The sequence below is a fragment of the Pseudovibrio sp. Ad46 genome (assembly GCF_001623065.1).
In the GTDB taxonomy this organism is placed as follows: domain Bacteria; phylum Pseudomonadota; class Alphaproteobacteria; order Rhizobiales; family Stappiaceae; genus Pseudovibrio.
Window position 1 is genome coordinate 1 of sequence record NZ_LMCG01000004.1, and the last position, 13,567, is coordinate 13,567.

Consider the following 13,567-nt stretch of genomic DNA (forward strand, 5'->3'; position numbering starts at 1 on the left):
AGGGTGTAAGGTCATGGAGCCTGTCCCTGTGCTACGTGGTCCGCAAAAGCGGCCACCATCAACTGTTCAGGTTTGGTAATACATGCGAGGCGGGGTCTGGCCGCGTCACGATCTCAAGCCGTGCTGGGCTCTGATCTGGGACCCAACGACCTCCGCCTCGCTACCATTCAAGCACAAAACAAACACACAGGGACCCAGAGCCACACACTCAAACCTTAGCCATCCCCGCACTGGATCCCGCATCAAGTGCGGGAAGACGGCGAGTGCTGCCGCATCCATACCGAGAACGAACTAGATTACATCAAAGTCAGTGGAACCCTCCACTATATCTTCTAAAACTACGTCTTCAACTTACAGCGTTCAATAGAGCAAAAGCATCGAACCGGTTCATTTAGGCCATTTTTTGGTATCTATTCAACGCTAAAGAAAATCAGACAAATCCCACGCCCATTGCGCACTGTTTATCAAACTAATCTGCTTCGGATACTTGGCGTGCAGTAACTCAATAAACTTCGGGTCAACTTGCTTAGCAAAAGCCAATCTACCTCTCAATTTGAAACGCTCAATTTCCGTTAGCTTATCTGCGCTATGCACTGCTGCTTTAAGGCGTCTTTTTTTTGAGCGACCGAGAGAGGCCTGTCCTTCATTCGAGATTGTAATGCCTGTCACATGTCTATTGAACTTCTTAGACGAAAATACTGTTTTTTCTTCGTTTATGCGCAAACGAGGTAATCGAATATCACCAAGAAGTTCATTAATATAATTTGGCACATCAAATAGAACATTTTCAACGTTTGTAGAGATAGTGATATCATCCGAATAACGCGTAAAATTCAGTGATCGTTCTTTGCTGTATTGAGCAACCCGTTCATCAAACTCATGCAACAATGCATTCGAAATAATTGGCGAACTAGGCGCTCCAATACTCAAAACTAACTCATCACGCTCTTTTTTAAAGAAAATCCGGCTCAAAATCCGAGCTTCATCTTCATATATGCCCATCTCAACTAAGTAGGTTACAAAGTCATCGCTTTTAATTGAGGGAAAGAAGTTTTTAAAATCCATCTTCAAAAGATAAGATGAGTTTAAGTGAGGTTTTGCGTTGTCTACAATGCTTACACCTTTTCTGTAAGCTGTAGCGGCCTCATGAATAACAAACTGGTCCTCAAAGAACCTACTAACGATAAATCGTTGAACTGCTTTTAGATCCTTTGACGGCTGAGAAATAGTCCGTGGATCACCATTTCTCTTTCGGATGTTATATGTTTTGTAACGATGTGGGCATGTTCCAGCATATGCAACGAGTTCATTGCGACTAAAACCAAATTCATGCTGAATATGATCGATTATGGTCACAACACGTTCTCCTGCACCCATTTGATTGCCCTCAATCGTCTACTGACTTTCGTATCTTGCGATGCAGTTTTTTCGTAAAACTCCTTAATCAAAATTTTCGCTCGAAAAAAATCTAAATGTGCGTCTGCCGCAAAGACTAGATTGATTCGACTCTGGACTCCTGAACGCACTACATAAAAATCTTGTGATGAATATCGTTTACTTCCAATAAGTTTAAATATTTTTAGAATGTAAAGTGCAGATTTAATCTTCTTTAATGAGCAGTACACATTAACATCATCGAGTAACTGCTGTATCTCTTTAACAGAAAGAGCTCCAAACAAATCTATAAGCTGGAAAATAAGAAGTATTACATGGCCTCGATCATTGTAATCGAATCTCTTGTTATGATTTGTCTGCGAAAGATGCTCGACAACATCATCAACCATACCTTTGATTTCTGACTCTTGAACACTGTCCATGTTCATATGGTTGATTGAATAAGACCGGACCATCTCTTCCCGATCATCCATGAGGGGATTTAGCAATCCATTTCGGATGAAGGATTTTTCATCAAAATTTGTTTCATCGATTGCGATAAGTAACTTTGAACGCAGCTCTCTATTCGCATAAAACAAACCAAACTCTGTAAGTGCACCAGGACTTTCGAGAATGATAACAACAAGAGAGGAGATTGCCGCTATATCATTTTCAAACTGAGATAAATCATCGTACACGGTGTGCCAATCAAGAAAATCCTCAGCTAATACAACGTCCCCATTCTCGCCAATTGATCCTCCACAAACATCCATAAACATGCTTCGTATTGAAAGGCGCGGGTCTTCTAACTCTACCTTACCTCCACACAAAAAAACCAAGTGTAGATCTAACTTCACCTGAGCTTTACTTATGTCTAATGAGCGTATGATTTTGGGTCGTGGATCACGAGCCGAAGCCATCTAAAACTCTTTACCTCAAAGGGGCGATTGGAAGGAAAATTTCCTGTCAATCGAGAAACTACGGCTTTGAGAGTGATAGGAAATTTTCCTTCCAATCGCACTTAAATGCCGTCAATAAGTGTGGGTCTAGCTGTAAGCCCGACCGTGCTCTACAAGCACTCCGCGTAAAGATAGGTTACATTACACCTTAGGATTTATTCTTGGCAATAGTTTATCGGTTGTATTTCGCATTTATACTCTTCGCTCCCACCATCCACACCCTCGTCAAAACCGACAATTTGACAACCTCAGGTTTTCATTCCACATTCATACATGAGGCCTAGAAACCTCCTTCAAGTAGCGGTTACCGCTCCCGATCGACTAGCGGATTTTTTGTGCCTGCTTTATAGGTAGCGCGCAAACCCTTTGCTATGAGCGGGAGGGCGGTGAATATAATACCTCCTTCGGGAGGGAATAAACTCGCCTGTCTGCTTGCAGGTTTCTAGCCTCCCGCTCGCCAGCTGGCCCTAGAAAGCCGTGCTGTCCAGCGGTTGTTCAACACCCTGTAAGCAGAGGGATTGAGAATGACCGACTCCGCATGTGCCTGTGGCACCACAAATACGTTCCAAAATGAAATAGACGAAGTCCTCGTCGTCGTCTCTGACCTGCAAAATCTCAGCTATATGCAGCACTTACTGCTCACTGAGAGACTGCAGCACAGCAGCGAACGCGATGCTTTGTTCACTTTGCATCATGCCTTCCACGACCGACTGGAAGCACTCCAAAAACGCTGCGGAACTTTATCTAATGCGTATTCTAATCCGAAAACCACTAGCACTTTTCGGGAATACGCAGGAGAGCGGGTCGCTCATCCGCAGCCGATAAACACCAAAATTCCGCTTCCTGAATAAGCCCGCCCAGCGCTCCACAAAGCAAGGGAACCTGCCCACGTGGAGCATGTGCTGGCGCACTGTGTAAGAGCATTTGGCAACACTGCCATCCGCTCCGGTGCCGGAAGCGAGAACGCACCTACACCCCGCATCCTCGCGGAAAGCACCCTGCTGGCCTGCGGAGCCACCACCCTCCGCAGGCCAGCGCTTATTTACCAGCGCAAATGCCGGCTTTTGTCAGGGTCAGTTGCCATGCAGCAGCGGCATCAAACGGCGTGACCAGCCCGTCATCGTCCTTGTTCGTAAACGCGCCCATACCATGCGCAATCATGTATTTAGGGTAATAATCCGGCGCATCCTGCCCCTGCAGAAAGTCACAGGCCTCGGCAATGCCATCCTTGCTGTAATTTTCCAGTGCTGCACCAAACGCAGTGCGTTGCGCCTCGTTCATCCTTTGAAAAGTCACCATCCTCAGCACAGAAAGCGCCTGATACGCGCTCTTGTCTTTCACCCGCTGCATATCAAAAGTGCCACGCGCAAACGCCATCACATAAAGATCAACGGCAGAGCCATACTGCTCCTTCTCAATGCAATCAAAGATCGACGCATAAAGATCAGCCGGAGTGTAACTCGTCTTGGCGTTCTCCCGCGCAATACAGCCCACATCATGGGTCACCTGCAGGTTTCCCTCGGCCTGATGATTGGTGATTTTGCCTTGCGCCTGCGCACCACCGGCAAACAACATCGCCCCACCCAAAAGGCTGAGACCCAGATACGAAACTTTCAACGAAAACACCTCTCTAATCGCCCGGAAAGCACCCTTCCAGGCAACTCACCACTACAAACTGCAGATCCCACTCATACACCCGTCACCCCACCCCTCACTTGACCTTAGCCAAACACACACCCGGTTATCTGCCAGAGTGCGCAGAGTTCTCATCCGCAACCTCCCAGGCGTCATCCTGGGCGCAGCAAAGCGAAGACCCGGGACCCATAACCATAACCCTCTCGGCTCCACTCACTCACGCTCTCCCACACACAAATGCTATCGCTGCCTCACAAACACCCGCACACATTATGCAGCCACTGCCCCTGAGGATCGGGCTAACACAGGAGGAGCCTGCAAAAACTTATCCCCCCTGGCAAAAGATGCCGCCATACTAACTCCCATGCCTACGTAACGGGCTGCTGGCGGACCGTCCGTCAGTTTGTCGTAGGCTGGGTGGGGCTTTTGAGAGAAGTAACGCATCTTTCAAAGGTCCGGTGGAACCGATTTTCAAACGTGACCGCATGGTTTGAGAGGAAGGGCCCAAGCTTGAGGGGCATCACGCAGTGGCATTTGCTGGTCAGAGCAGCTGATGTCAGGGATAGAGGACCTGTTTAGGCCGGGAAACTTGCCTGAGCAAAGCCACTGTCCTTCCAGGAAACTGGCTATCGTGTCTTTCAGGATAAGAGGCGATGTTGTCCATACCAAAATGCCCGGGCAAGGCGACAGCCAATGCCGAAGACTCATAACCAATAAAATGCGCAGGCACTGCCTGCTCGCCTTGCCCTCCCCATTTTGGGAGTTTCACGTGAAAACACCGCCGGACATTTCCAGCGGTGCTAAAGCTGTTTGCATAATGGGAAGGCTCACGCCGCCGCCTTCTCCTTGAACATGTGAAGCCGGTCCGTATCTTCCCACTGCAATCTATAGCCAAGCTGCTCAATGAACACCTTCGCAGGGTGGGTCTTGATCGGGTTGAACGTCCACTGGCTAAAGCCCTTGCGCTGAATATCCTCCTCCGTGCGCTCAAGCAGATACTTCGCCAAACCGTACCGGCGAAAATCCGGATGCACATACACGTTGAAGATATGGGCACTGTCATTCAGAAGCCCCCAGTAGCAATAGCCTTTGATGTCATCCGCCATCTCAGCGGCAAAGGTACGCAACAAAGCCTCTTCCATCCGCTTGCGATGCACGGCCTCACACGTCTTCCACCGCTCAAAGTTCTGCGGTTCCAGCTCCGCCATATAATGCGCTTCAAGCTCCAGCAAAGCCGGAAGGTCCTTCGCTTCAGACACCCTGATTATGGGAACAACCATCTGCGATCCCTCTTATGTCACCATTGTAACTTTGCCCGTATCAAGGTCATACACCCCACCAACCACCTTCAACGTCCCCGCCTTGAAGTGCTTGTCCAAAATAGGCGATGCCTGCTGCAAAGCCGTCACGCCCCACTGCACATTGGCTTTGATGGCATTAACGAGAACATCCCCCTTCTCACCCTGCGCCTGCTGCACAGGAGGCCGAAGAAGCTCAACAAGCGTCTGGATATGACCGGGAAACTGGTTGCCACTCTGAACAGAAGAAATCGCCGCCTTCACAGCACCGCACTTCTCGTGACCCAGCACCATGATCAGCTGCGTACCCAGCACATCAACACAAAACTCAAGGCTCGCCAGCCCTTCAGGCGTCACAACATTACCGGCGACACGCACGACAAAGAGATCCCCACGCCCCGTATCAAACGCCAGCTCCGGCGCCACACGGGAATCCGCACAGCCCAGGATCGCCGCAAACGGGTTCTGCCCAGCAGCCAGTGCAGCACGTGTACTCTGGAAATCAGCAGGAGAGATATTCCCCTCAACATAGCGCTTGTTACCATCCATCAAACGCTTCAGAGCAGCCTCACCACCAATCTCGTTTTTAGGAATAGGCGGCTCCTGCGCACTGGCAGACGAAACAGCACCAACACCACCCGTTGCCAGAGCAGCACCAAACACACCAGCCGTTTTCAGAAACTTGCGGCGCGCTGGTGATCCAACCAAACCCGCTTTGTCATTGCACATCCAACACATAGGCTTCTCCTGGCCAAACAACAAAAGTTGCAGCCAGCCTAAAAGCCCATTCTGGACATTCTGTTGTTGAATTGAATGAAACAGCCCTAAACGAAAAGAACTCGCAATCGCACCTAAATTTCCCTTTCCAGCCGCGGACCAATTTCTCTGAATTCGTTATTAAGATAAAAACTCAGCGTTGTTTTCCAGGCTGGCTGATGCGGCGCTCCCACTTCCAGGTAAGGCCAGTCCATCTCCTGCCCCTTCAACACCGCCTGCTGCAACAGTATTTTGCCAACCCCGGCACACCGGCCAGACGGCACAACGTAAAACTCAACGATTTCACCAAACCGGCCACCAGCATAAATGGCCTTCTTTTCCGACAGTGTAATGAGCCCGAGAAGTTCCCCCTGAGACCGCGCCAGATAAGCCCAATAGCGAGAGCCATCATCAGATAGAATATCCTCAGCCATCATTTTGAACTGCCCAACATCAAGCTCATCTTCCGGCCAAAGCTCGCTTTCCATCGCAAAGACAAGTTCACCCAAGCGGTGTGCATCGGCTTCTCTGGCAGGTTCCACTGTAATCTCATCGAATATCACGGACCCATCTCCCTGATCTCAAGTCGCGATGACCAGCCTACCAATTTTCAGAGCATCCACCCATTCTCAAAACTGGGAGAATTTAGCCGTATAACTCTAATGCTGTGAGGCTGCCTGATTATTCCCCTCAACAATGATGAAGCTATACTCGAACGGATATTCCGACCAATGATAGTAAGGCGCAGCTTCCTTATGGATTTCACTGTTAGGGATCGGCTTGCCTTTAAGCTTCTGATAAAGGGCAGACATGTTCTCAGGGACAGCCTTGGAGTGCCCCTTCCAAAGGATCGCAACCGGATAGGCGTAGTTGATATCGATACCGGAATACTCCGGAATGGTCACTGCCCAACCCGGTTTCAGGTCGCCAATGTTACCCGCAATGCTGTGAGACGTAGTCAGAACACTTCGCACACCATACTGCGCCAGCGTATCAACAATTGCCTGAGAAGGAAGCGAATGCGCACTTGGCTTTTTAAAACTGCCAAAAGCAAAGTTGAAGGGAATGAGCACAACGATCAGCACTGCCAGCACACTAGCTGTTCCAAGAATGATCTTGGCCTGACGTATTGAGACCTCAGCAAACAGCCACAGCGAAGCAACCAACGGAGCAAGAAACAGGATTGGCTGAAGCCATCGATCTTTCACATTGGTCGCGCCACTTGCAACAACAGACACAGCAGCAATAACCAGCCCAAAGATAACGACAAGCGTAAGAAGTTTGCGAATGGTCTCATTCACATATTGGTCGTGCTGCTCAGCATCCTTCCAATAAAAGCTCGTCGCCCATGCGCAAAAAAACAGGACCACAGCCACAATGACAAACTGTAAAGCTGCATTTATCAAAGAGATAAACCCGGTCAGAAAATGCCGTTCTGCCTTTTCGATTCCAAATTTATGGACACGCGCATAGATGAGGTCCTGGTTCTCAAACATCCAGAAAGCAGGAGGAAGCAAAATCACAACAGCAACAGCAGCAGAACCAAGAATGTATTTTGAGCGTAGAAACTTGCGCCCGTCCTCAATGCAAAAGCCAGCTACGATCAAAGCGACAAGCAAAAACATATAGTTGTATTTGGAAAGTGCACCTGCTGCGATCACAACACCAAACACAACAGCACGCCACCAGCTTGGTTTTTCGATGCAGGTCAGGAAGAGATAAACCGTCCATGCAGAACACGCGAACATCAAAACTGAATGGCTCAACGCCCGCTGCGATTCCCAGGAGATCTGCGGCAGAAAGATAAGTGAGGCCGTCCCGATAGCAGCCAACGTCGGATCAGAGGCCCTCCGCGCGGTGAGCCAAACACCCAGATAGCCAAGAAACAACAAGGTATTTTTAAGAAGAGCCGTTGCAAAGAGCCCTTCTCCAAACACCCAGAAGAAAGCGATTGTCAGCCAGGTATAAAGCGGTGGCTGCGGGCCATATCCAAGCTGAAAACTCTGAGCCGCAATAATCTGCTCCGCTTCATCCAGGCCCAATACGGGAGATGCAAAATAACGAATAATGGTCTGGACGATGAAGTATCCAGCAAGAAGCCAGACAAAATGTTTCGCGATGAACGTAGCCCAGTTATCCGAGACTATGACGCGTTGAAGTTTGGGAAGGAACCCTTGATCTTGCAGCATCTGCACCATGCGCAGTTATCGACGCTTTTGCGCCTTGTTTTCGTTCCCTCCACCATACCAATTACAGCTAAGCATTGGCTTTCAGCTTTAATTAAAACCAGCGGCCAATAAAAAAGCCTTCGCAAGCATAACCTGCGAAGGCCCAGAATTTTAAAGAGATGCTGCCCTTTAGTGACGGAAGTGGCGCATTCCAGTAACGACCATTGCCAAGCCAGCTTCATCAGCAGCTTTGATCACTTCATCATCACGCATGGAACCACCTGGCTGAATAACAGCAGTGGCACCAGCCTCAGCAGCAGAAAGCAGCCCATCAGCGAACGGGAAGAACGCATCAGAGGCAACCACACAGCCCTTGGTCAGTGGCTCTGCAAGGCCAGCGGCTTCTGCAGCATCCTCAGCTTTGCGGGCTGCAATGCGAGCGCTGTCAACGCGGCTCATTTGCCCTGCTCCGATGCCAACAGTCGCGCCGTCTTTGACGTAGACAATCGCATTGGATTTTACATGCTTGCCAACACGGAAGGCCATTTTCAGATCTGCCAGTTCCTGATCAGACGGCGCACGCTTTGTCACCACCTTCAGGTCCAGATCATCAACAACACCACTGTCGCGATCCTGAACCAGCAAGCCACCAGAAACAGTCTTCACAAACAGACCTTTGGCGCGTGGATCAGAAAGACCATTCGTCAGGAGCAAGCGCAGGTTCTTTTTCTTAGCAACCAGCTCAATCGCTTCTTCTGTCGCATCAGGAGCGATAATCACCTCAGTAAAGATCTTGGTGATCTCAGCAGCAGCATCCGCGTCCAGAGTCCCGTTGAGCGCAACAATGCCGCCAAACGCAGAAACCGGATCACACGCCAGCGCTTTCTCATAGGCTTCCTTCAGCGTAGGCGCTTCTGCAACACCGCACGGGTTCGCATGCTTGATGATAGCAACTGCTGCCGTACGAGCCGGATCAAACTCGGAAACAAGCTCAAACGCTGCATCCGTATCATTGATGTTGTTGTAAGAGAGCTGCTTACCCTGCACCTGACGAGCCGTCGCCACACCTGGGCGCTTCTCCCCGGTTACATAAAAGCCTGCTGCCTGATGCGGGTTCTCACCATAACGCATCACTTCGTTCAGCGTACCGCCAATCGCGCGATAATCCGGAGCTGCCTTATCAATCTGCTCTGCCATCCAGTTGGAAACAGCAGCATCATAAGCAGCGGTACGAGCAAAAGCTTTCTGCGCCAGCTTCTTACGAAGAGCAATCGGAGACTGACCGTTATGCGTATCCAGCGCCACAACCACAGCAGCATAATCAGCAGGGTCAACAACAGTGGTTACATAGGCATGGTTTTTGGCAGCAGCGCGTGTCATCGCCGGACCACCAATGTCGATATTCTCGACACCGTTTGCGTAGTCAGCACCAGATGCAACCGTATCTTCAAATGGATAAAGGTTCACACAAAGCAGGTCGATACCAGTGATGCCATGCTCATCCATCGCAGCAACATGCTCAGCATCATCACGAATGCTCAGCAATCCGCCATGCACCATAGGATGAAGCGTTTTAACACGGCCATCCATGATTTCAGGAAAACCAGTAACCTCGGAAATATCTTTAACTGGGAGGCCAGCCTCAGCAATCGTTTTGCGAGTTCCGCCTGTTGAGATCAGCTCAACTCCACGTTCGGAAAGCGCTTTCGCAAACTCAACAAGACCGGTTTTATCGGAGACAGAAAGAAGCGCACGCTTAACCGATACGAGTTCAGGTATCGGAACGCCTTTGGAGACAACGGCCATGGGTAAAAGCCTACTCTCTTAGAGAAAATGGAAGGGTTTTGACGCCCGCCAAATAACACTTATTCACAGCTGTGGGAACCCATTTCATGGGGATTGAGAGCGGTTTGACGGGTAACCTTTAGGAGCAGTTTACATCCCCTAAAGGGCAAGAGCACAAATGACGTTAGATCTTCCGCCGCGCCTTGGCAGAGGCTGTCTTTCTTAGCATCCAAGTCACACTCAGCGCTTCTTTTACACCAACACTAAGAACAATCTGCTGCGTTTGACGGTGACCGAATACGTCTGACAGGTAAATTGATTCCTCAACGGAGAACTCAATCCCATCAGCAGAAAATTCCCAGGCTTCACCATCTGCACACTGCAAAACAGCAGCATCACCCAATGGCAACATCGTGCAGCTTACCTGTGGGTGTAGATGGAAGCGGATCGTGACAGTCTCTTCCTCTGCCTTGTCAGATATCGGCTTGAACCGATCGATCCCATCTAAAACGGTTCCATCACGCGACAGCGTCAGATCACGTTCATGAACAATGCCATAACGCTCGACATAACCATCATGGCTCGCAATCACGCGGTCAGAAAGGTCCGTGTCCTGCCGCTCCGCTTCAACATCTTTAGGACCGGATAACACCGGGTTACCCAACACCTTATCGAAACGAGAGGACGTCAGAAAACGACAGGAAGACGTATCACCAATCCCGGCTGTTGAATGTGCAGCGGTGGAACGAGCCACCATCTTCCAGGCAACTTGCTCTCGTGTAGAAACGCCACAGTTCACCACAATACGATTGCGCTTTGAGGAGAACTCAAAGGAGAGACAACCGGCATGCGTACTGCTAGAGAAACGCGTTGGCGGCGGTGCTCCCACATCAATCATTACAAGGCTATCACCACCAGTGAGACGCTGATAGCCGGAATGCGGCGCACTAACAGGCGGTGTTCCACGTGCATCATCATAAGCAAGAATGGTTGCAACCACATCACCCGGAGTAGAAGCCATGCCATTGAAGTGAGCAAAGGATCCATCACCATGACGGAAGAAACGGATCATCGGCATCATGCGGTCAATGGATTCCATCATGACTGGAGACACCGTTTGCCCCTGCATCACGAGCGCCTGACGGATTGGAAGCAGATCAACAAGGATCTCAATAATCGCACCGGGATGCCGGGAGATATGACCACCATCCGGCAGGATTTGACGCTTCAACTCCTGATCAAGACGCTTCAGAGCTTGTTTGACGTGACGCCCCTGCCCATCCATGGAAACTGTTGCACAAGCATTCGCCATAGCAACTGTCAGACGCGGCAAGCCATCCGGCGCTTTGTTCATAGTCCGGCGTAGATAGCGCACCTGCCGATACAGCGACCGCATGAAGGCACGATAGAAATCCGCTTCACATCCGGTCAGCAATAACGGAGATTGAGCCATCCAGCTCAACACGCGGCGCGCAACAACTTCCTGCTTCCAGCCGCTATCATGCCAGCGACCACAGGACCTAATCCAGTCCTCAACCAAGGCACGGGCATTTTGCTGTGCCATGTTGGTCTCAGCAGCACGCAAATGGCGAAGCCAGGAAAACCCATGCAGCGCTTTTGACCATTGGAGATTCGGCGGCTCAACATCAAACGGAGATTGCCCGCCCACTTCAACCAGATGTCCGGCAAACAGGAACCGGCCAGCATAAATGTCAGCGGCGTTTGTAGCATCTGCAGTGCGCAGATCCTGAGGAGCGATAAGCAGACGCGATGGCGCACTTCCAAACGAGAACAAGCGGAACATAGATCCCCCTCGCGCCCAGTTCAGACTGTTTTGAGCCATGTTTTGTGTCAAAAGACTAAGGATTCTAAGTCTTTCAGACACCGTTGCGCCCGTCATACCCCTTCAGCACTCCATTAGAGCGTATCCCCGAAAAGCAGTTTCGGTTTCAGATAAGGATACGCACAAAAACAAAGATTTAGAGCGTGAGCAAGAAAGCGATTTGCAACAACACGCTCTAAACAAACTTAACAAATGGTTTGCGCCCAAGCTCTTTAAATCTCGTTAACCATGCCCACTTTGCGCAAATCCTTGGTGACATTCCACCAGCTCTTTTTAAGAGAGACGCAAACGAGCCGCGAAAAAGCCATCCAGACCACCAGATGTTTTACCTGAGGATGGGTTCTGACCTGGCATCGCACGGAAGTCGCCTTGAGAATTAATCGCCTCAGCAACGCCGCCCAGCTCATCAGCTGTTACAGGCACACGCTGCACCTCAGGATGCTCCAGCAACAAGCGCTGAACTTGCAGTTCACCCTCTTCCTGTTCCAGCGAACAGGTGCAATAGACAAGAGTTCCGCCCGGCTTCAACCAACCCAGTGCTTTTTCAAGCAACTCGTACTGTAGGTCAGCAAGCTTGAGCACATCATCTTCACGCTTCAGCCATGCCACATCTGGGTGACGGCGAATGGTACCGGTTGCAGAACAAGGTGCATCCAGAAGAATCGCGTCAAAAAGATCAACCGGTACAAATTCACGAAGATCAGAAACTTCAGTCTCAGCTTCCAATCCAACACGCTTTAGATTCTGTGTCAGACGCTGCAAACGACGGGCTGAGATATCGACAGCTGTCACATCAGCATCAGCGGCTGCAAGTTGCATGGTCTTACCACCGGGGGCGGCACACAAATCAGCAACCACTTTGCCTTTGATATCACCCAGCAAACGAGCCGGAACTGCAGCTGCAGCATCCTGAACCCACCATTTGCCATCTTCAAAGCCTTCCAGCTTTTCAATCGGCCCATCTGGCTGCAAGCGTACGGAGTAACCCAGCTGAACTTCACCACCCAGCTTTTCTGCCCAATCATCACGGTCTGCTGGCACGCTCAGGTCCAGATACGGCTCCTGCATATGCGCAGCGGACATCGCACGCGCAGCTTCTTCGCCATAAACTTCGCACCAGCGTGCAAACATCCAATCAGGAGCATTCAGCTTCGCAGTATCCTGCTCAGCAATAATCGCTGCACCTTCACGTGTTGCACGGCGCAGAACGGCATTAACGAGGTTTTTGTACGGCTTGGCACGTGCATCACGACCAGCGAGCGTCACAGCCAGGGAAACCGCTGCGTGATCCGGCACGGACATAAAGAACAACTGCGCCATGGCAACATGAAGAATGTCCAGAACGCGACCCGTTTTCTCAGGAATAGGACGGTCAAGGAAACGATCAATCACATCCTGAATCTGGCCACGACGACGCAGCGCAGTGCCAATAATCGCACGAACAAGCGCTCGATCATTCGGCTCAAGGCGTTTATAGCCCGGATGACCGTTGTTTAGATCAAGCTCGCCATCCAGTGGCATGCGCTTGCTCAAAACTTTACCAATCAGATCGGTGGCAGCCTTACGAGCAGCATAGCCAGGATCTTTAAAGGTGCCCTCTACGCTCTCTGTTTCAGAAGCTCTGTCATTGTCTCTTGGAGTCTTCGGTGCTCCAGAACGCTTTCTCCCCTTGAACTTGGAGTTTCTGTCCTGAGAGGATGTATTCTTACGCTCTGCGCTCATCGTTGATCCATGTATTCCAGAATGTGT

Annotated in this window: 11 protein-coding genes; 1 reads left to right on the forward strand and 10 read right to left on the reverse strand. The window is 50.2% G+C overall.

The window, feature by feature from the left end:
* Positions 1 to 420: 420 nt before the first annotated feature.
* Both PsAD46_RS01060 and PsAD46_RS01065 read right to left on the reverse strand, forming a co-directional pair.
* The gene (locus PsAD46_RS01060; RefSeq protein WP_208981605.1) at positions 421 to 1,377 is read right to left on the reverse strand and encodes a retron St85 family RNA-directed DNA polymerase; all 957 of its coding nucleotides are present in this window, start codon (positions 1,375 to 1,377) and stop codon (positions 421 to 423) included.
* The gene (locus PsAD46_RS01065; protein WP_063305971.1) at positions 1,353 to 2,294 is read right to left on the reverse strand and encodes a retron St85 family effector protein; all 942 of its coding nucleotides are present in this window, start codon (positions 2,292 to 2,294) and stop codon (positions 1,353 to 1,355) included. The genes PsAD46_RS01060 and PsAD46_RS01065 overlap by 25 nt, the downstream gene beginning before the upstream one ends.
* 563 nt (positions 2,295 to 2,857) lie before the next feature.
* Between PsAD46_RS01065 and PsAD46_RS01070 the strand changes: the two genes are divergently transcribed.
* Entirely contained in the window at positions 2,858 to 3,184 is a 327-nt protein-coding gene (locus tag PsAD46_RS01070; RefSeq protein WP_063305972.1) for a hypothetical protein, read from the forward strand.
* 187 nt (positions 3,185 to 3,371) lie between these two features.
* Here the strand turns inward: PsAD46_RS01070 and PsAD46_RS01075 are convergent, their stop codons facing one another.
* The 8 genes from PsAD46_RS01075 to rsmB all read right to left on the reverse strand — a co-directional run bounded on the left by PsAD46_RS01075 (position 3,372) and on the right by rsmB (position 13,540).
* A complete protein-coding gene (locus PsAD46_RS01075) occupies positions 3,372 to 3,950 on the reverse strand; it encodes a hypothetical protein (protein WP_208981606.1) in 579 nt (192 codons plus the stop codon).
* 845 nt (positions 3,951 to 4,795) lie between these two features.
* Positions 4,796 to 5,248: a GNAT family N-acetyltransferase gene (locus PsAD46_RS01080; protein ID WP_057464672.1), complete on the reverse strand. Its 453-nt coding sequence runs from the start codon at positions 5,246 to 5,248 to the stop codon at positions 4,796 to 4,798.
* 12 nt (positions 5,249 to 5,260) lie between these two features.
* Entirely contained in the window at positions 5,261 to 6,004 is a 744-nt protein-coding gene (locus PsAD46_RS01085; RefSeq protein WP_244273164.1) for a carbonic anhydrase, read from the reverse strand.
* Positions 6,005 to 6,117: 113 nt separating this feature from the next.
* Positions 6,118 to 6,585 (reverse strand): GNAT family N-acetyltransferase, encoded by a 468-nt coding sequence (locus tag PsAD46_RS01090; RefSeq protein WP_208981607.1) that lies wholly within the window; start codon positions 6,583 to 6,585, stop codon positions 6,118 to 6,120.
* 96 nt (positions 6,586 to 6,681) lie between these two features.
* Entirely contained in the window at positions 6,682 to 8,211 is a 1,530-nt protein-coding gene (locus PsAD46_RS01095) for a glycosyltransferase family 39 protein (protein WP_063306005.1), read from the reverse strand.
* Between the two features lie 168 nt (positions 8,212 to 8,379).
* The gene (gene purH / locus PsAD46_RS01100) at positions 8,380 to 9,996 is read right to left on the reverse strand and encodes a bifunctional phosphoribosylaminoimidazolecarboxamide formyltransferase/IMP cyclohydrolase (RefSeq protein WP_063305973.1); all 1,617 of its coding nucleotides are present in this window, start codon (positions 9,994 to 9,996) and stop codon (positions 8,380 to 8,382) included.
* Between the two features lie 163 nt (positions 9,997 to 10,159).
* Positions 10,160 to 11,818, reverse strand: coding sequence for a heparinase II/III family protein (locus tag PsAD46_RS01105; protein ID WP_063305974.1), 1,659 nt, complete (start codon positions 11,816 to 11,818; stop codon positions 10,160 to 10,162).
* A gap of 273 nt (positions 11,819 to 12,091) precedes the next feature.
* Entirely contained in the window at positions 12,092 to 13,540 is a 1,449-nt protein-coding gene (rsmB, locus tag PsAD46_RS01115) for a 16S rRNA (cytosine(967)-C(5))-methyltransferase RsmB (RefSeq protein WP_084404296.1), read from the reverse strand.
* Between the last annotated feature and the right edge of the window lie 27 nt (positions 13,541 to 13,567).